Raw genomic sequence first — 18935 nt, 5'->3', positions numbered from 1 at the left:
CAAAGAGCTTCACCGCGCCTAATGCTTAATTCGGGTTGAGCTTCGCTATTTCCTAATCAACAAAATGACTTGGTAGCGCCTTGCGCTGCCGATTGCGATGACGTGATACACGGGAAAGCTTTCTAATGAAAAAATATTTATTACCGCCGTTGGTGGTGTTTGTCGCTACGCCTGCTTTTGCCAAGGAAAATACTCGTTTGGAACATGTGTTGGTGACTATGCCCATGCATAAAAAAGAAGCACAGACCGCGTTGCCGGTAACGGTATTAGATGGTGATGAGTTGCGTCGGCAAGCAGCCGCAACAATAGGCGAGACCCTAAATAATTCCCCTGGGCTAAGTAGTGCTAGTTTTGGTCCGGCGGTCGGGCAGCCAGTCATTCGTGGCCAGCAGGGCCCGAGGGTGCAAGTACTACAAAACGGTCTACCGGCACTAGATGTGTCTAGCAATAGTGCAGATCACGCACTGTCGGTAGAGCCTGTTCTGGCAGATAGTATTGAGATATTGCGTGGCCCGTCGACCTTGCTTTATGGCGGTGGCGCCATTGGTGGGGTGATAAATGTGGTGGACGGTCGTATTCCCGTTAAGCCGATAGACGGAGTGAGCGGAGTCGCGGAATTGCGCAGTAGCAGTGTTGACGATGGTCGTAGTGGCGTATTTCGTGTTGATGCTGGTGACGGTAATTGGGTAGTACACGTTGATGGTTTGTATCGAGATTGGGCAGACCCAGAAATTCCAGGCTTGGCAACTAACCCGCGTAATATTGAAGATGTAGATGAGAGTACCGACGGATTTATCGGTAATGCCAATGGCAGAACTCGACGTTTAACTGTCGGGAGCAGCTATCACTTTGACGAAGGCTACTGGGGTTTGAGTTACACCGAGCTCAGTAACCACTATGGTATTCCATCGGGTGTCCATCATCATGAGGAGGACCACGACGAAGATGAGGATCACGCTGATCACGAACATGAGGAACATGGTGAGGAAGGGGTAAATCTTGTTATTGATCAAACCCGTTGGGATATGGCAGGTGATCGCCATTTTGATGGACCGATTGACCTGATGCGTTGGCGGCTAAGTTACAGTGATTATCAGCATCAGGAGGTAGAGGCAAATGGCGCGATTGGTACTACATTTAGCAAAGAGGCATGGGCTGGGCGTATAGAGCTTTCCCATAGTCCATGGGGACAATGGCATGGAGTTTGGGGGTTGCAATGGTTAAATGCAGATTTCTCCGCGTTGGGGGAGGAGTCGTTTGTACCTGAAAATACCACCCAAAGCGTCGGCCTATTTTGGCTTGAGGACTACCACGCCGATAAGTGGACTGTTGAGGCTGGTTTGCGTGCGGATATTGATCGTCTTGATATTTCGCAAGGGGTGGCCGATAACCATAACGAAACCAATTTTGGCGCCTCGCTAGCGGGTTTATACGATATCAGTGACGTGTGGACATTGTCGTTGGCATTGTCTGAATCCCAGCGAGCGCCAAATGCGGAAGAGCGATATGCGAATATCGGAAATACAGCGGATAGCTATGTGGTTCATGGCGCGACTGGCGCTATCGAGGTGGGAGATGAAAGTTTAGTAACAGAGAAATCACGGAATGCTGATTTAAGCTTGCGCGGAGATCTTGGCGATTTCAGTGCTAAATTGACCGTATTCCATAATCAGTTTTCTGATTTTATTTATCTCGATAATACTGGTTTGCAAAGCGGTGATACTGATATTTTGCAGTATCGCCAGCAGGACGCGGTATTTAAGGGCGCGGAATACGAACTTACTTACAATTATTCACCCGTAAATGCAGAACACCAATATGTGCTTACATTATTTGGTGATCGTATTTCGGCAGAGTTGGATGATGGGCAAAATGTGCCACGCTTGCCACCAGCGCACGACGGCATGAGCATTGGCTGGGTTTGGCAAGATTGGCAGGCGGATGTTAGTTATGTGCATGCGCAAGCCCAAAATAAGCCGGGCCTGAACGAGGCATCCACAGCGGGTTATAGTAGAGTAGATGCGAGTGTCTCTCGTGACTTTGAGTTGGCCGGTAATGATTACACTATTATGTTGAATGGTCGTAATTTGGGCGATGAAGAAATACGTAGCAGTGCATCATTTATAAGAGACTATGCGCCGGAATCTGGACGTAATATCGAGCTGGTGTTTCGAGTACGTTTTTAGCGGTCGGCCATAAAAATTCATATTTTTGACAACTTCTTATAATCCGCTATTTAGCGGATTTTTTTTAGCCGTGAAAAATATGAATAAAAGTAAGGTATTGTTAATAAGTCATAGTTTTGTGTTTAAAAGGAACAATCGCTAGGTTCTTCTTGTCAGATATCGGGAATGCAGAAATAAAACGACACATGTATTTTTTATTGTGGTGTTAATGTCTTAACTATATGGAGTAAAAGACTATGAACAAAGATCAAGTAGAAAGTCATTGGCGTGAATTTACTGCAAAGGTAAAGCAGCAGTGGGGTGATCTTACCGACGATGAAGTATTGCAAGCAGAAGGCAATATTGATGAGATAGCTGCAAAAATACAGAGAAAATATGGCGACTCTAAAGAATCTGTTGCTAAAAAATTAAATCAAATTATGGAGAAATTTGAAAAATGAGAAATATTCTTAGAAGTATGAAATCGACACGGAATAGTAAAGTTTTAGTTGCCTTTTTTCTGATAGCTACAGCGGTTTTTGCCGTTAGTGCCTGTGAAGAAAAGGGCGCGGCTGAAAAAGCTGGGGAGCGAATTGACCAAGGTATGGAAAATGTTGGTGACGCTTATAAAGAGGGCGTTGAAGAAGTAAAAGATGAAATAGACGACCATAGCTAAGTCTATTTGTAGTTGGAATCGGGTAAAGCCGATTCTGATGTAAAAAAGCCGGCTGGTGTGAAATTGCAAGATGCAGCTTCATGTCAGCCGGCTTTTTACATGGGTAAAAGAACGCTTAGCGAATATAATAAGGGAGTCAATTATACAGGGTAGTGTGTCTGTGCAGTCTTATTCCTCGCGTCTTGATCGATTTATTAGTGTCCAAATGAGGATTAAGCGCGGTGATGTGCGTGGTCTTCTTGCGAAGAAACGGGTTAAGGTCGATGGCGTGATTGTTACTGAGATTGCCTACCCGATTGGACAGTTTTCCCACGTCGTTGTAGACGATACGGTTTTACAGGCCCGAGTGCCTTGCTACTTGATGATGAATAAGCCCGCTGGTGTGGTGAGCGCGACCAAGGATGCACATCACACAACGGTCTTGGATTTACTTGTTGATCCACCGTCTGTTGATTTACATATTGCTGGCCGTTTAGATTTTAATTCTACGGGGCTATTGTTGCTGACCAATGATGGGCAGTGGTCACGTGCTTTGAGTTTACCTGAGCGAAATATCGAAAAGACCTACACGGTCACCTTAGCAGAGCCTTTGGATGAGCGTTATGTCGATGCATTTCTCAATGGAATGTATTTTGATTACGAAGGTATAACAACGCGCCCTGTTAAATTAGAGATTCTTTCTGACTACTGCGCTAGATTGCGTTTGGTAGAGGGCCGTTACCATCAAATAAAGCGTATGTTTGGTCGATTTCAGAATGAAGTATTAACTCTGCATCGCCATTCGGTCGGGCCTGTTGAGCTGGATCTTGGTTTGGCTCCCGGACAGAGCCGATATTTAAGTTCAGAAGAAGTATTTAGTTTGTCGCTTGACTAGACTGTGTTTTAGATTTCAACAGTCGCGCTATTTCGCGTGTACTTATTCTATACTTCATCGCCTACATAACCGCCGCTAATTTGGAGCGTGAGCCAAATATGGCTGATTTACCCATTCAATCCGTGATTCCTGATATTTGTTCTGCTCTAGAAACTGGGCACGAGCTCGTATTGGAAGCGCCTCCCGGTGCTGGTAAAACGACGCTTGTTCCCTTAGCGTTATTATCTGAGCCATGGCTTGTAGGGCAACGTATTGTTCTTTTAGAACCCCGTAGAATTGCAGCAAAATCCGCTGCCACACGAATGTCCTTCTTGCTCGGTGAGCGGGTTGGCGAAACCGTGGGCTATCGAATGCGGATGGAAACTGTGGTGGGTGAAAAAACGCGCATAGAGGTTGTGACCGAGGGCGTGTTGACGCGCATGTTGCAGGACGATCCCTCGTTGGCGGGTGTGGGATTGCTCATTTTTGATGAGTTTCATGAACGCAGTCTAGATGCAGATTTGGGTTTGGCATTAACACTTGAAAGCCGAAAATTATTTAATGATTTACGTGATGTGCCGCTAAAACTACTTTTAATGTCGGCGACATTAGATGGCGATAAAGTTGCGGCATTACTCGATGGCGCGCCGGTAGTGCGCAGTGTGGGGCGTCAGTTTCCGGTTACTTTGCGCTATGGTTCTTCATATCGACCAGAGCAGCATTTGATTGATCGTGTTTGTGCGACGGTGCGACAGGCGCTGGATGAAAATAGTGGCAGTATCTTAGTCTTTCTCCCTGGGCAGGCAGAGATACGGCGTTGTGTGACGGCATTGTCCGGCGAGTATTCAAGTGACAAGGTGATACTGACACCACTCTATGGCGATTTGAGTCTTGCGGACCAGCAGCGCGCTATTGAGCCGACCGCATCTGGTGTCCGAAAAGTGGTGTTTGCCACCAGTATTGCTGAGAGCAGCTTAACAATTGATGGTATTACAGTTGTCATTGACAGTGGATTGTCTCGAGTGCCTTCTTTTGACCCCCGAACTGGGATGAGTCGCTTAGAAACTCGGCGCCTGTCTCGCGCCTCTGCTGAACAACGTGCTGGCCGCGCGGGGCGACTGACCGACGGTGTTTGCTATCGACTTTGGAGTGAGTCGCAAAATAATGAATTGCTGGCGTTTAGCTCGCCAGAGATTGCACAGGCCGACTTGGCCAGTCTTTGTTTGCAATTACAGCGCTGGGGAATCAGCGACCCGGGCGAGTTGCGTTGGATGGACATACCACCGGCTGCGGCGTTTCAACAGGCATTAGATTTACTTGGTGTCTTAGGTGCAATAGAAAAAAATAACAAGGGTTTTGGTATTACCCCGCACGGTGAGGCGATGGCGAGCTTGCCGGTACATCCTCGTTTAGCACATATGTTGATCAAAGGTCGTGAATTAGGCCATGCAACATTCGCATGCGAGTTGGCTGCTATTTTGAGTGAAAGGGATTTTGCTCCAAAGGGAAGTGGCGATATTCTTTTGCGTTTGGAAATGTTGCGTGGAGAGCGCCCTGTAGAACGTCAATCTAAAGGCGTTATAGCGAGGATAAAAAAACAGCAGCAGCAATTTTTGCGCATATTGTCACGAAGCACTATTAAAGAGGCCAGCGTTGGGCTTGCTGGTGTAGATGAAGGTTTGTTATTGGCCTTTGCTTATCCTGATCGCATTGCCAAACAGCGCCGAGTTCGCGGTCGAGACTATGTGTTAAGTAATGGCCGAGCCGCAATGCTTCAGGAGGGAGACGGTTTAAATTCTGCAGCCTATCTAGTCGCCGCAGCGCTTGGCGGTACAACGGGAAGTCGCAGCGATACCATTTATTTGGCCGCCGAACTAGCCGCTACCCATTTTGATAGTACCTTAGCTGACATGGTGGAAACCCATTGCATCGCAGAATGGAGCGAAGCTAAGGGACGATTTATAGCAGAGCGACGTCGCTCAGTAGGCGGACTCGTTCTGCAGAGCGAGACGCTTAACTCGGTGCCGGAAAATGAAAAGCGAGAGGCATTGCTCGCGTTTGTGCGTCGGCGTGGATTGGATCTTATGGATTGGCCTGAGGCTGTTCTGCAGTGGCGAGCGCGGGTGACTTTGTTAGCGCAGCTAGGGTGTGAGCCGGGCAATTGGCCTGATGTCAGCGACGAAGGTTTGCTTGCGAATTTAGATGCGTGGTTGTCACCCTATTTGATTGGGGTGAACTCAATGCAAGATATTCGGCGTTTGGATTTAAGTCGGATGTTGACTGCGCTATTGGACTGGCCGCAGAAGCAGGCTTTAGATGCTTTGGCGCCTGAGTTATTTTCTGTACCTTCTGGCTCAACGAAGAAAATAGACTATTCACAATCACCGCCGGTATTGGCGGTGAAATTACAGGAAATGTTTGGCTGCCACGAAACACCGCGGGTGGCGAATGGTAAGCAGGTGTTGACGGTACATTTGCTTTCACCTGCACGCAGACCTTTACAGGTTACCCAAGATTTGGCTGGTTTTTGGCAGGGTAGTTACCAAGATGTAAAAAAGGAAATGAAGGGAAGATATCCAAAACATCCGTGGCCGGATGATCCAACAACTGCCGTTGCGACTGCGCGCCTAAAACCTAGGCCTTCTCAAAAATAGTTCTTCGCGTGTTTTCTCGGTAAATAAAAAGCCCTGCCAGCTTTGCGCTGCAGGGCTTTGGTCTTAGCGGTAATTCATTTTAGAAACGAACTGCTGCGCCAAGAAGAATGCCATCTGAATCTACATCAACATTATTGTTCTCAATACTGCCGTCAAAGATCATAGCAAAAACTTCAACCTGCTCAGTTGGGAAGAAACTGGCTTCGATGCTAATAGTATCGCTGGAGGTATCACCTACATCGAGAACTGCCGCGTTCAAGCCAAGACCAAACATCGAATTAAAGTAATACGTACCGCCAACTGCGATTTGAAAGCCGCTGTCGTTGTCGGTATCGATATAGCCAACGTCAACATCAAAGGCAACAGACGCGCCTTGGTTCAATGCGTTTACGCCGTGAAACGCAACGTTAAGGTAATCTACGTCAGTATTGTTGTCGTCTTCAGAGGTGTAGCTTACTACGACGTCGGTGTTTTCGTTTAAATAGGTGCCCACGCCAATGCTAACGGTGTCGTCGTCACTGTTACCAGAGTCTACGTTAGTCCAATCCGCTTCAATGATGATATTTGTCGCGGTGACAAAACGGCCGCCGAAACTGGTGGTATCGACATCGTCAGCACCAGCTAAGTCTGGTTCGACGCTAAGTAAGCTAAAATTAATAAAAGAGGACTTGTCGAGGAAGCTGGCTTCTGCCAGTGGGCCTTTACTGGTATCGACTCTGTCGAAGTGGAACTCACCGGCTATGCCAAAGCCGTCGTAGTCGATATTGGCAATTTCACCGTCGGTATAAACACCGCCCACCTCAAATTGATAATCTGCGTATGCTTGGCCCGTTGCTGCCAACGCGATGGCACTTGCTAATAATATCTTTTTCATTTTAGTTACTCCCCATAAGAACTGAGCACCACGATATATTTCGTTTGTGACACAGCCATTTCCTTTGTGTGATATTTTTATATATATCCGTATTTGGGTGCACCAAAACAAAGCATGCGCTTGTTTTTGGCGCAACCGACGGAGAGAGTAACACAGGGCGTTTTAGCTAGGGAGTGGTCAATGCTTGGTAATATTGCAATAAAATGGTGCGATCTTGATAAGCTATGTTTGGCGTCCGTAATTCGCGTATTGGGCTAATACGTCACACATTTCTTGTTCACTCAGTAGGCTTGGGCCGCCGTTTTGCAAACTGAAATAATAATTCGCTGCCAGTTCCTCTACTTCTTTCGCAAGCGCAAGTGCTCTGATGGGATCACTGCTGTATGCAATCTGACCGTGGTTTGCGAGTAAGCACGCTTTACGATCGCTAAGGGCTAAGCTAACAAGCTCAGACAACTCTTTGCTACCGTATATAGCATAGGGAGCGCAGGGAATTGAGTTACCACCCGCAATGGCTACCATATAGTGGAATGCCGGTATTTCTCTTCGCTGGCAGGCCAATACAGTGGCAAAGCGCGAATGACAGTGGACTATACCGCCCGCATTCTGGTGATCTTGGTAAATTTGCCAATGCATATGCCATTCGCTTGATGGCTTTAATTGGCCCCCGGCGATCTGACCATCGGGACTGATGTATACCAACTCAGCAGGACTAGCGTTGGCGGCTACTTGTCCTGTGGCAGAAATTAACATGCCGCCATCGCTTGTTTTGACAGACGCGTTGCCACTGGCGCCGGGGCTGAGTTGCGCGCTGCTCATGCCGTGTAATGCGGCAACGAGCTGGGCGCTCTCACTACTTGAGCCCATTACTGGGCGTCTCGAAGCGCCTGAATTCGTACTTCTAGCGGTGGATGCGAACTGAATAGGGCAGCCAAGTTTGTTTTCTTCTGGCTACTGATGGCGAGAGCGGTCATTTCGCCGGGCATATCCACGGGTAAATCCTGTTGGGACTGCAGGCGTTGCAGTGCAGCGATCATATCGTTGCGACCGGCAAGGCTGGCGCCGGCCGCGTCGGCCCGAAATTCACGCCAGCGCGAGAACCACATGACGATAGTTGACGCGAGAATGCCGAGCACCATTTCTGCAATGAAGGTCGTAATGTAAAAACCAATGCCGTGGCCGCGCTCTGTTTTAAAGACGGCGCGGTCTACGGTGTGGCCGATAATGCGAGCGAAGAACATCACAAAGGTATTCACTACGCCTTGAATTAGGGTCAAGGTGATCATATCGCCATTGGCGACGTGGCCGATTTCGTGGGCGAGTACGGCGCGTATTTCATTGGGTTTCATTTGTTTTAGCAAACCCTCTGATACGGCTACTAAGGCAGAATTTTTGTTCCAACCTGTCGCGAAGGCATTGGCCTGTGGTGAGGGGAATATACCGACTTCTGGCATACCGATACCGGCTTTTTGCGCCAATTCGGCAACGGTCTCTACCAACCAGCGCTCGTTGCTATTGGCTGGTTGTTCGATGATCTGAGTGCGTGTGGACCGCTTTGCCATCCATTTGGAAATAAACAGCGATACCAGTGATCCCGCCATGCCGAACACGGCGCAAAATACCAGCAGAGAGCTTAGGTTAAGATCAACGCCGTTTTGGGCCATGATACTTTCAACACCGAGCAAACTCAGGGTAATACTGGCTACTAGAACAATGGCCATATTGGTGGCTAGGAACAGCAAAATACGCATCATTAGGTAAGATTCCGGTAAATTGATACTGACTATTAGATGGTGGTTAGTGAGCTCAGTTTCAAGTTAAAGAGTATTTTTTTCATCGGTCTCTACAGCCAAAGGTTCGCCTTCACCTTTATCTGAATTGCCGCGATCTGCGTCCGGGTTTTCCTCGCCCAGTAAATCCTCATGTTGACTCATGATAGGTGGGCCAGCTTCCACTTTAGGTTGCGCGCTATCATCGGTTTCGCACTCTAGCGGGTGAGCACGTAGTTCAATGTTTTTGCTGCTTTGCTCAAAAACCATATTGATGGCTTCATCGCGATGAACAGTGCGAAATAGTACGCGTTTATCGCGACCATCAACCCATTCAAGTTGCTTGCTTAGGTAGTGTCCGTGCTGATTTTGAATAACAAATACGTTCGCCATTGATACCTTAAATCGTGTTAATTAGAGAGAATGAAATTAATTTTAACGTGTTTGAAGTGTCGCTTGAACACGCGCTTTTCATTTATGCGATGTTGTCATCTAATAACGTATCTTTGGCGTGATTGATCTGGCTGGCCAGAAAATCATTGCCGCCCCGGTCAGGGTGGAATTTTTGCATGAGTTTGCGATGTGCGCTAATGATCTCTTCTTTGCTGGCGCCAGCCTGTAAGCCAAGTGTTGATAGTGCTTGGGCTTTATTCATTGGCATGGCTGAGGCTGTGGGCTGGGCTTTTTCTGCGCTGTCTTTTTGTTTGCTAGTACCGATGCGATGGTAAATATATTTCAACGCCAACTGGCGTACAAAGGGCAGTGCACCGCCAATAATGCCAGCAATCAGAGGAACACGGCCAGTGATTGACAATAAGACCAGTGCTGCCGCACCCAAGCCAATAAGCAAGGTCATGTAATAACCGCGTCGTTCTTCTGGGGGTTTACTCTGCACAAGTTTTACAAATCGATAGATGCCGTATAAAACGACGACGGCGAAAAATAGGCGAATGATCATGTTATTCCTTATGGGCGGTAGAAAGCTCTGCCGTGGCTGTTATTATGCCTGCCATCGCAGTTTTTAGCTGTGCTAAAGTATAAAGCCTTGTGCGTCACATACCCACTCTTGTGGCCGCTGTCTTTATATGTTGAAAACGGAATTTTAGATGTCCTCTGGATTTTCTCCAGCACAACGCTTTGTGCTTTTTCAGTCACTGTATCAGGCCCGCCAGTCCGGTGAGAATAATTGGGACCAGATTGTTGCCTTACTGAGTCAGGGGCAGCAGGCTGCCCGTCGAGCGCAGTTAGATGATGTGGCCGCTAAATTTGCAGATGGCCAGAGGGTGGTGCTGGAAGAGTTGCGTGATGGCGGTGTTTTTCTTGACTGGGAATTGCAGTTTTTGCAGTTGGGCTTAGCGGTTGGCAATCTCGCTAAAATGTATTTGCGTCTTGCCGAACACTATCGATTGCAAGCCGAATTTCAACAGCGCTTAAAAGATCACGCACGTCTTCCTCTTTTGCTGGTAATTCTCTGTGCAGTCCTGCTGCCGTTGTCGGGTTTGGGCGCTGGAGTGTTTACCTTGAGCGAGACACTGCAGGCATCGGTAGCGGGTTTACTACCCGTGGCGATGATATATGGCGCGCTGCTGTTGGTGTTACGTTCTCGCAGTTTACGAAAGGGTTTTGTGGGGCTGGGTTATCGTATTCCTGGGCTTGGTGGCGCACTGTCGCAATACCAAAGCTACCACTATATGAATCATATCGCCGACTGTATTGGTGCTGGATTTACCTTGCCTCAGTCGCTAAAACAGTCTGCTCGGCGCTTGCCAGATGCACCGATCAATCGTCGATATTTTAAGTTGGCAGCGGAAGTGGAGGCGGGGGAACGATTTTCCACTGCACTGTTACGCAGTGGGGTTTTAGCGGGGGTGGAGTTGCCGTCTGTTTCTAAGATGGGCGATGCCAAGCAGGTGCCAGCCCAGTTGGGCTTGACCATTCATCGCACTTGTGAAGATCAATTAACGTTCTGGTCCGGCAGCTTGCCGTGGTTGTTGCTGGGGTTACTGCCTTATACCGTCTTGATTAATGCCTGGTTTCTCGGTCGCTAAGCTGCTCGAGTTCCTTAACATAGTGACGGCGGCCAGATAATTCACTTTCAATTGCAAAACGTTCAGTATTGCTCTGCCATTCGGCGTTTTTCAATAATTCCCACAACTTACGGCTACATAGGTTCTTTACGTTCATATCGTTACTTTGTTTGTTCATTTTTTTCTCCTTCGCGCTCTCTGCGCCTTCTTCCATCATCTTCTTGCTTCGGTATTCGCTACCGATAACTACTATCTCTGTTGTCTGTGACAGCCTAATGACAATGTTATTTTTAGTTTAAGTACTATGTGATTTATTGACCATTATTGGTGCGACCACGTGTGTAGGTCGCTGCATAGGTCATCAAAATAGTGGTTTTTACAACACCTGCTCGGGTGGCCTGAATAAAACCATCGTATTTTGAGCAACTGATCCGAAGTGTCGGTGTAAGCACCTGCGGTGCTGAGAACCTTGTTACGCGGGCTTTTACGAGGAAAAGCGAGCCAATATGAGGTTATTATCAATTGCCTAAATCTGTCTTTTAACATCCTATGTACGCATTTGGCGTTATTTAGGATGTTTGTTCAGACACTTGTGTGCAAGCAAAGTTCAGGCCAGCCAATTAAATGGCGCTGACTGAGAAAAGTCAAGATGGCTTGTGAGGGTGGTTTGGGGAGAGGGTTTGGCCAAATCCAAGCAATACTCGGCAATCGTGCCGAATATTGCTTGGGTGCGTCTTTAAAAGGTAAAGCGAATGCGCCAGAAGAAGTCTGCCTCTAAAGCATCTAGTTCGTCGCTATTAGCCACATCGTCGTAAACAGGCAGGGCGGCAACAAACTCTGTGAATAGGTAGTCGCTAAATTCTATTCTTAACTTAACACCGGCATCGGCGATGCTTTGAACATCTCCCAGCTCACTATTGGTATTGTTAAACCACGCAGCACCGTACTCGATAAACGCAGACGGTGAAATTTTAAAGTCGTTAAACGTAAAGGTTTTCTCCAGACTGGCATCTACGTAGTAGCCTTGATCACCGATTAAAACGCCGGGTAAGTAAGCGCTTAGGGTGTTCATGCCACCCAATACATATTGCTGCTGCTGTGGCAGCTGCTCATCGGCAAATTGGCCATTGGCAGAAAACGACAGAACGGTGTCATCTGCAATACCAACCATATACCGCGCGTTGGGTAACAGGGCGAGGAATTCCGCCGTACGTGCTGCCGGAACTACATCTGGGACAGCCGTGCCAGGAAATTGAGTTTTGTAGGCGGCCTGGTATTCGTCGTAATTGTCCAGCGTGCCACCGTCGCCATAACCGGCTAAAAAGTTCAGGCCGACATAGAGTTGTGCCGCGGGCAATTCCTCGGTTTTGTACTGCGTTTTTTGATATTTAAGTCCAATGTCGATGACCTGATAGGTTTCCTCAAGTAATTTTCCTTTGGTTCCTGCCTGTTCTAGGGTGGAGTCAGTATGGGTAAGCTTCTCAGTTAAAGAGATACGTGACTCGACGTTGCTGAACAGAATTTGTTCGCCGTGGAACGCGGCTTGGAGAATTTCCGCATCAAGATTTACTGTCGTGATCGTGGTCGTGGTGCCACAGTCTAGTAAGCCCAGCAAACATAATCCCTGCCGAGTTTGAGCAAATTTAGGGTCGCGGCTGTATTCAACATACGACAAGTCGATGCCGTATAGGCCGCTAACAAAGGGGTGATCAATGGAGAGACTGAATTGATCGAGGTCTTCACCGTCGCGGGATTCGCCTAAGTCTGTAAACGCAGTTTGGTAGGCAAGAGACAGCTCTGTGCCACTTTCAAAGCGGTGTTTAACACCGGCTAAGCCGAAATAGCGGCCAAGGAAACGGCTGCCTTTGTTGTTTGCCTCTAAAATAAGGTCTGTGCTGTCGTATTTTTCGACAGCGGTTTTTGTCATGACCAAAGCAACCGCATTGGTGCCGGTTTCTTCGTATGACATGCTGTATTCGTAACCGCCGCGCTCTGCTTTTAGGTTCGCTAGGATGCGGGCTTTATCAAATTCGGAAAAACTTAAATCGGTGTCGCCGTTAAGGCCGTCAAAGTAGGGAAGAATATCCGCATCTGCTTTAATTTCTGACAAGGTGAGTTGTTCGACAAACACCACCACGTCGTTGCCTTCTCGGGCATAGCGCACTCTGACGAGCAAGTGGCCGCTTTGGTAGTAGCGTTTGGTCAGATTGATGATACCTTCGGCTGGCGTTTTGGCGGCGCTAAGAACGCCTTTAACATCGCTGTCTGATAGGTAGCGGTTCCCTAAGACCCGCACATTGGTGCCGTTGATGGTAGCTGAGATCTCGGTGGCAGAGACTGCGCTGTACGCGCTGACCTGTGCGGGGGTTGCTAACTGTGGTGGTATTACCGGGGGCAAATCGATTGCCATGGTACTCTCCCTAAAAAGTAAAAGAATTCATTAGCCCGCCTTGTGACGGGCCGCAGGTGTTGTGGTTACTCGGCGTTGATTATTGACAGTTCGACGCGGCGATTTTCTGCACGGCCTGCATCGCTAAGATTGTCGGCAATGGGTTTGCTTTCGCCGTAACCCTGAGCACTTAGGCGATCGCTTTCTACGCCATGGTCGGTCAGGTAACGCTTTACTGATTGCGCGCGGTTTTGCGATAAGTTTAGGTTGTACATGTCGCTGCCTTTGTCATCGGTATGGCCAGCTACTTCGATCATTTTAGCGTCAGATTGTTGGATTACCGCAGCGGCTTGATCGAGAATTCTGGTGGCGTTTGCAGTTAGCGTAGCACTGTTAAACTCAAAGAAAACACCATCCAAACGCAGCGGTGCAGCTTCACTGAGGTGACACCCGTTGGCAAGTACTGCTTTGCCAATGGGTGTTTCAGGGCATTCATCTTGCTCGTCACACACACCATCGGCGTCCTGATCTGCGCAGCTACCTTGGCCGCTGTTGGGGTTGCTCGCCATCAGGTCGCGATCTAGCAGTGCAATCAGTGCTGGTTGATCGAAGGGGCCATTCCCTAGGCCGCCGCCTAAACTGCCGTTTCCATTCACGCCGCCACCGAGTGTGTCATTCACAATACCGTTGCCGTCACTGGTGTTGGTGTCGTTGTTGGTTAGTGCGTCTTCCAAGCTACCGCCAGTGAGGTCGGCTACCGCGCCATCCAGTGGATCGGTGATAGGCGCTGCCATCGACAAGATTGGATCTACTGCAGGTGATAGCGCAGCGATTAGCTCTTCGCCCAGTTGGCTATCAACCACATCGGTTAATGGGTTTAGGCCTTCGTCTAGTGAGTCAATTAATGGAGCGAGTGCATCACCTGCGAGCTCGGTTACTAGTTCAAGTGGCGATGTTTCACCGGTATCCCCACTGTTGCCGGCGAGCAAATCATTGACAATGCCATCACCGTCAGCGGTGTTGTCGTCGGTATTCGTCAGCGCGTCCTCAAGACTGCCGCCGGTAGCATCCGCAACAATGCCATCGACAGGGTCGGTTACTGGTTGTACAGCATCTAGTAACGGATCTACTGCTGGTGCTAAGGCATCTAATAATGGCTCCCCAACTTGATCGTCAACTGCATCAGTAATAGGGTCAAGTGCTGTATCTAGGGCTGTGACCAGATTGTTGATTGAGTCGCCTAAGGGGCCAGTAATGGGGGCCAAGGCAGAGCTCTCTCCGGCTTCGCTGCCACTGTCGGTGTTTTCACTGCCGCCGCCAAGTAGGTCATTGACGAGGCCATTTCCGTCCGTGGTATTGTCATCGTTGTTGGTGAGGGCGTCTTCTAAGCTGCCGCCGGTTAGGTCGAACACTAGCGCATCAACAGGACTGGTAACGGGCTCAAGTGCGGCTAATACGGGCTCGGTAACCGGTGTTAGTTGCTCAAGAACTGGCTCTAATAGCTCATCGTCAACCACGTCAGTCAACGGGTCTAGGCCAGTGTCGATAGCGTCGATTAATGTGGCTAAGCCTTCACCAAGGGAGGTGGAAATTGGGCCGAGAGGCGAGGTTTCGCTGCCATCGCCTGCTGATGACGCGCTGTTGCCGCCAAGTAAGTCGTTAACAATGCCGTCGCCGTCAGCGGTGTTGTCGTCGCTATTCGTCAGGGCATCTTCAACACTACCGCCAGTTAAGTCTGCGATTAAGCCATCCACTGGATCGGTGACAGGTTGTACGGCATCCAGTAGTGGATCGACGGCAGGCGCCAAGGCATCTAATAGTGGCGCGCCAAGCTGATCATCGACCGCGTTTGTAATCGGGTCTAATGCGGTGTCTACAGCTGTAATAAGGTTGTCTAAGGACTGGCCGAGTGGTTCGGATATCGGGGCCAAGATCGATGCCTCTCCCGCTTCGGTGCCGCTAGCGGTGTTGGCTATTTCGCCACCGAGAAGGTCGTTTACGACACCGTTTCCGTCTGCAGTATTGTCGTCAATATTTGTTAGGGCGTCCTCAAGGCTGCCACCGGTCAAGTCGGCTACTAGGCCGTCTACTGGGTCCGTGACAGGCTCAATAGCCTTAAGCAAAGGGTCGGATACCGGTGCTAGTGCGTCGAGAACTGGTTCTAGTAATTGATCGTCAACGACGTCGGTAAGTGGGTCTAGACCGAGATCAATGGCGTTGATAAGAGGTTCGAGTGATGCACCCAAAGCAGCGCTGATCGAACCGAGTGGCGACACCTCGCCAGCCTCTGTGCCGCTGCCGGGAACCTGTGGTCCGCCGAGTAGATCGTTAACAATGCCATCTCCGTCAGCCACATTTTTATCTATATTGCTCAGTGCGTCGCTTACGCTGCCACCTGTTAGATCAGCAATGATGCCATCAACGGGATCGGTTACCGGCTGAAGAGCGTCGAGTAGTGGATCTGTAATTGGCGCTAGTGCACCAAGTAATGGGGCGCCGAGCTGGTCGTCGATAGGGTCTGTCAGTGGGTCGAGCGCAATGTCTACGGCATCAACTAAAGGCGCAAGTGAGTCACCGAGAGGTTTGGTGATGGGGGCTAGAATCGACTTGCTATTAGCTACACCTTGGGCGCTTTTGGGTGCCAGTAAGGCGCCTATATTGAGAATTCTAGTAACGTCTTGTGCATTGGCGGCGGAGGTGAGTGAGAGGCTCGCTGCGGTGGATAAAATGATGGCAGATGCAAGGCTTGATGGCGGTTTTAAAAACATAATACTGTTCATCCTAATTAGTCGATAATTCCAATTCCAATCCGTTAAATCGTACTTGGAGTCAGTTCGGCGCAGATGCGTATGCTAACGCAGTATTATAGTTTTGCTGCGAGGTAAGTATAAGTGCGTATGGCGTGAATACTATGCATGGTTCTTGGGTAGTTTTGAGATCTGTATCACAGGTTTCTATAAAAGGGGGTAATTTTGACGGTTTTTGGCATGGTGATTTCGGTTAACTGTCAGTTGCTACTCTTTGTGACATTTTTGTTACTCTGAAAACGGACTCATTAAGTGGCGTTTTGTAAATTTTTCTGCGCACGCTTGTCGTTGCTTGCGACACTTTTGTTTCAAGACATTATTTGCAATAAAAAGGCCAGCGCACGTTTATGCTCGCTGGCCTAATAGTCTCTGTTTAATAATGCAGTACGTATTAGTTAGCTATCAATTACTGCATCTACAAAGTAGTGATCAATCCCATTTATCCGTTCTTTTACCAAGCCATGGCAGTCTGTTTCGAAGCCTGGGAAGCGAGAGTTAAAGTCGCGTACAAATTGTAAATACCGAACGATGGTTTTGTTAAACCGTTCGCCTGGGATTAATAATGGAATACCCGGCGGATAGGGTGTCACTAGCATTGCCGTGATCCGTCCTTCCAGTTCATCAATCGCCACGCGCTCAACTTGTCTGTGAGCCATTTTCGACCATGCGTCGGCCGGAATCATTGCGGCCTCCATTTCAGACAAATACATCTCGGTAGTGATGCGAGCGAGATCGTATTCTTTATACACATTGTGGATATTGCTACATAGGTCGCGCAAGCCAACTTTGTCGTACAGTGGGTATTTTTCTGCAAATTGCGGCATTACCCGCCACAGCGGTAAGTTTTGATCGTAGTCATCTTTAAACTGTTGTAGTTCGGTTACCATCGAATTCCAGCGGCCTTTCGTGATGCCGATGGTGAACATGATAAAGAACGAATACATGCCCGTTTTCTCAATAATGATACCGTGTTCTGCTAGGTACTTACTGACAATTGAGGCTGGAATACCGATGTCGTCAAAGTTTCCGTCGACATCCAAGCCTGGCGTGATGATGGTGGCTTTAATGGGGTCGAGCATATTGAAGCCCGATTCAATTTCACCAAATCCGTGCCAGCTGTCGTCTGAGTGAATGACCCAGTCGTCACGATCGCCAATACCTTCTTCTGCCAGTGTTTCTGGTCCCCACACGCGGAACCACCAATCGTCACCATAGTCGGCATCAACTTTGCGCATTGCGCGACGGAAGTCCAAGGCCTCAAGAATAGACTCTTCTACTAGTGCTGTGCCGCCTGGTGGGTCCATCATCGCCGCAGCCACGTCACAGGACGCGATAATCGCGTACTGAGGGCTGGTAGATGAATGCATGAGGTAAGATTCGTTAAACCTGTGGGTATCTAGCTTTCTTTGGGTGCCGTCCTGTACCAGAATTTGCGACGCCTGCGACAACCCAGCTAATAATTTGTGAGTCGATTGCGTTGCGAATACTAGCGTGTCGTCTGAGCGCGGACGACCAGAACCAATTGCGTGCATATTGTGATAGAAGGTATGGAAGGCTGCGTGTGGCAACCACGCTTCATCGAAATGCAGGGTATCGATGGTTGAGTCGAGAATGTCTTTTATCTCTTCGACGTTATACACAATCCCGTCGTAGGTGCTTTGGGTTATGGTTAAAATCCGCGGCTTTTTATCGACTGCATCCCGGGCAAACGGGTGCTCTTCAATCTTTTTGCGAATCGCGGCGGGATCAAATTCGCTCTTTGGAATCGGGCCGATAATGCCGTAGTGGTTACGCGTTGGCATTAAGAACACCGGTATAGCGCCGGTCATAATAATGCTGTGCAGAATCGATTTGTGACAGTTGCGGTCAACGACCACGATATCGCCGGGCGCGACGGTAGAGTGCCACACCACTTTGTTTGATGTTGATGTGCCGTTGGTAACAAAGAACAAATGATCACAGCCAAAGATACGGGCGGCATTGTTTTCGCTGGCACTGACCGGACCTGTGTGATCCAGTAGTTGCCCAAGCTCTTCTACCGCGTTGCACACGTCGGCGCGCAGTAAATTTTCGCCAAAGAACTGATGGAACATCTGCCCAACTGGGCTCTTTAAAAATGCCACGCCGCCGGAGTGGCCGGGGCAGTGCCATGAATAGGAGCTGTCGCTCGCGTAGTTCATCAGAGCTTTGAAAAATGGTGGTGCTAACGACGACAGGTATTTGTTTGCTTCGCGGATGATGTGCCTAGCAACGAACTCCGGGGTGTCTTCAAACATATGAATGAAGCCGTGCAGTTCGCGCAATATTTCATTAGGAATGTGGCGCGAGGTGCGTGTTTCACCATATAGGAATACCGGGATGTCAGTGTTGCGTTGGCGTACCGCGGTCATGAACTCGGCGATGGACTCCAGCGCTTGACCAACGGTTTCGTCACTGCCGTCACCGAACTCTTCATCGTCTATCGACAAAATAAAACAAGATGCTCGGCTAGCCTGTTGGGCGAAAGCAGTTAAATCGCCGTAGCTGGTCAGGCCAACGATTTCCATGCCTTCTTTACTTATGGCATCGGCAAGATCACGAATACCTGAACCTGAAATATTCTCTGAGCGAAAGTCTTCGTCAATGATGACAACGGGGAAACGAAATTTCATTTATACGGCCATTGTTGGTGTTTGGCGATTCCCGATATGTTATCGGGCCCTTAGTTAACGCGTTGGCGAT

At 48.8% G+C, this 18935-nt stretch carries 15 protein-coding genes; 6 read left to right on the top strand and 9 right to left on the bottom strand.

The window, feature by feature from the left end:
• Positions 1-125: 125 nt before the first annotated feature.
• From O9X78_RS03355 to hrpB, 5 genes are all read left to right on the top strand, one after another.
• Positions 126-2186: a TonB-dependent receptor gene (locus O9X78_RS03355; RefSeq protein WP_269618199.1), complete on the top strand. Its 2061-nt coding sequence runs from the start codon at positions 126-128 to the stop codon at positions 2184-2186.
• Between the two features lie 236 nt (positions 2187-2422).
• Positions 2423-2626, top strand: coding sequence for a CsbD family protein (locus O9X78_RS03350; RefSeq protein WP_269618198.1), 204 nt, complete (start codon positions 2423-2425; stop codon positions 2624-2626).
• A complete protein-coding gene (locus O9X78_RS03345; RefSeq protein ID WP_269618197.1) occupies positions 2623-2841 on the top strand; it encodes a hypothetical protein in 219 nt (72 codons plus the stop codon). Before O9X78_RS03350 ends, O9X78_RS03345 begins: the two co-directional genes overlap by 4 nt.
• Positions 2842-3046: 205 nt before the next feature.
• Positions 3047-3715, top strand: coding sequence for a 16S rRNA pseudouridine(516) synthase (locus O9X78_RS03340; protein ID WP_269618196.1), 669 nt, complete (start codon positions 3047-3049; stop codon positions 3713-3715).
• Between the two features lie 98 nt (positions 3716-3813).
• Complete coding sequence (gene hrpB, locus O9X78_RS03335; RefSeq protein WP_269618195.1) at positions 3814-6348, top strand: ATP-dependent helicase HrpB; 2535 nt, start codon at positions 3814-3816, stop codon at positions 6346-6348.
• A gap of 79 nt (positions 6349-6427) precedes the next feature.
• Here hrpB and O9X78_RS03330 read toward each other — a convergent pair whose 3' ends face one another.
• The 5 genes from O9X78_RS03330 to O9X78_RS03310 form a co-directional block, all read right to left on the bottom strand.
• Positions 6428-7222, bottom strand: coding sequence for a putative porin (locus O9X78_RS03330; RefSeq protein ID WP_269618194.1), 795 nt, complete (start codon positions 7220-7222; stop codon positions 6428-6430).
• A 222-nt stretch (positions 7223-7444) separates the two neighbouring features.
• A complete protein-coding gene (locus O9X78_RS03325) occupies positions 7445-8089 on the bottom strand; it encodes a class II aldolase/adducin family protein (RefSeq protein WP_269618193.1) in 645 nt (214 codons plus the stop codon).
• Positions 8089-8976: a protease HtpX gene (gene htpX, locus O9X78_RS03320; RefSeq protein ID WP_269618192.1), complete on the bottom strand. Its 888-nt coding sequence runs from the start codon at positions 8974-8976 to the stop codon at positions 8089-8091. The genes O9X78_RS03325 and htpX overlap by 1 nt, the downstream gene beginning before the upstream one ends.
• 63 nt (positions 8977-9039) lie before the next feature.
• Positions 9040-9384, bottom strand: a complete 345-nt coding sequence (locus O9X78_RS03315) for a hypothetical protein (RefSeq protein ID WP_269618191.1) — start codon at positions 9382-9384, stop codon at positions 9040-9042.
• A gap of 82 nt (positions 9385-9466) precedes the next feature.
• Positions 9467-9949 (bottom strand): DnaJ domain-containing protein, encoded by a 483-nt coding sequence (locus tag O9X78_RS03310; RefSeq protein ID WP_269618190.1) that lies wholly within the window; start codon positions 9947-9949, stop codon positions 9467-9469.
• 148 nt (positions 9950-10097) lie between these two features.
• On the opposite strand from O9X78_RS03310, the gene O9X78_RS03305 reads away from it, so the two are divergent.
• Complete coding sequence (locus O9X78_RS03305; protein WP_269618189.1) at positions 10098-11039, top strand: type II secretion system F family protein; 942 nt, start codon at positions 10098-10100, stop codon at positions 11037-11039.
• On the opposite strand, the gene O9X78_RS03300 is transcribed toward O9X78_RS03305, so the two are convergent.
• The 4 genes from O9X78_RS03300 to O9X78_RS03285 all read right to left on the bottom strand — a co-directional run bounded on the left by O9X78_RS03300 (position 11014) and on the right by O9X78_RS03285 (position 18865).
• Positions 11014-11196, bottom strand: a complete 183-nt coding sequence (locus tag O9X78_RS03300; protein ID WP_269618188.1) for a hypothetical protein — start codon at positions 11194-11196, stop codon at positions 11014-11016. The genes O9X78_RS03305 and O9X78_RS03300 overlap by 26 nt on opposite strands.
• Positions 11197-11754: 558 nt before the next feature.
• Positions 11755-13428: a ShlB/FhaC/HecB family hemolysin secretion/activation protein gene (locus O9X78_RS03295; RefSeq protein WP_269618187.1), complete on the bottom strand. Its 1674-nt coding sequence runs from the start codon at positions 13426-13428 to the stop codon at positions 11755-11757.
• Between the two features lie 65 nt (positions 13429-13493).
• Positions 13494-16175 (bottom strand): OmpA family protein, encoded by a 2682-nt coding sequence (locus O9X78_RS03290; RefSeq protein ID WP_269618186.1) that lies wholly within the window; start codon positions 16173-16175, stop codon positions 13494-13496.
• Between the two features lie 434 nt (positions 16176-16609).
• Positions 16610-18865: an Orn/Lys/Arg family decarboxylase gene (locus O9X78_RS03285; protein WP_269618185.1), complete on the bottom strand. Its 2256-nt coding sequence runs from the start codon at positions 18863-18865 to the stop codon at positions 16610-16612.
• Positions 18866-18935: the final 70 nt, after the last annotated feature.

This window comes from Zhongshania aquatica, assembly GCF_027257955.1.
Lineage (GTDB): Bacteria > Pseudomonadota > Gammaproteobacteria > Pseudomonadales > Spongiibacteraceae > Spongiibacter > Spongiibacter aquatica.
This window is presented reverse-complemented; position numbering and strand designations above follow the sequence as displayed.

Bases quoted from the DNA above. Each gene is read 5' to 3' on its own strand.
- O9X78_RS03355 (WP_269618199.1), top strand. From the start codon at position 126: ATGAAAAAATATTTATTACCGCCGTTGGTGGTGTTTGTCGCTACGCCT.
- O9X78_RS03350 (WP_269618198.1), top strand. From the start codon at position 2,423: ATGAACAAAGATCAAGTAGAAAGTCATTGGCGTGAATTTACTGCAAAG.
- O9X78_RS03345 (WP_269618197.1), top strand. From the start codon at position 2,623: ATGAGAAATATTCTTAGAAGTATGAAATCGACACGGAATAGTAAAGTT.
- O9X78_RS03340 (WP_269618196.1), top strand. From the start codon at position 3,047: ATGAGGATTAAGCGCGGTGATGTGCGTGGTCTTCTTGCGAAGAAACGG.
- hrpB (WP_269618195.1), top strand. From the start codon at position 3,814: ATGGCTGATTTACCCATTCAATCCGTGATTCCTGATATTTGTTCTGCT.
- O9X78_RS03330 (WP_269618194.1), bottom strand. From the start codon at position 7,222: ATGAAAAAGATATTATTAGCAAGTGCCATCGCGTTGGCAGCAACGGGC.
- O9X78_RS03325 (WP_269618193.1), bottom strand. From the start codon at position 8,089: ATGGGCTCAAGTAGTGAGAGCGCCCAGCTCGTTGCCGCATTACACGGC.
- htpX (WP_269618192.1), bottom strand. From the start codon at position 8,976: ATGATGCGTATTTTGCTGTTCCTAGCCACCAATATGGCCATTGTTCTA.
- O9X78_RS03315 (WP_269618191.1), bottom strand. From the start codon at position 9,384: ATGGCGAACGTATTTGTTATTCAAAATCAGCACGGACACTACCTAAGC.
- O9X78_RS03310 (WP_269618190.1), bottom strand. From the start codon at position 9,949: ATGATCATTCGCCTATTTTTCGCCGTCGTCGTTTTATACGGCATCTAT.
- O9X78_RS03305 (WP_269618189.1), top strand. From the start codon at position 10,098: ATGTCCTCTGGATTTTCTCCAGCACAACGCTTTGTGCTTTTTCAGTCA.
- O9X78_RS03300 (WP_269618188.1), bottom strand. From the start codon at position 11,196: ATGAACAAACAAAGTAACGATATGAACGTAAAGAACCTATGTAGCCGT.
- O9X78_RS03295 (WP_269618187.1), bottom strand. From the start codon at position 13,428: ATGGCAATCGATTTGCCCCCGGTAATACCACCACAGTTAGCAACCCCC.
- O9X78_RS03290 (WP_269618186.1), bottom strand. From the start codon at position 16,175: ATGTTTTTAAAACCGCCATCAAGCCTTGCATCTGCCATCATTTTATCC.
- O9X78_RS03285 (WP_269618185.1), bottom strand. From the start codon at position 18,865: ATGAAATTTCGTTTCCCCGTTGTCATCATTGACGAAGACTTTCGCTCA.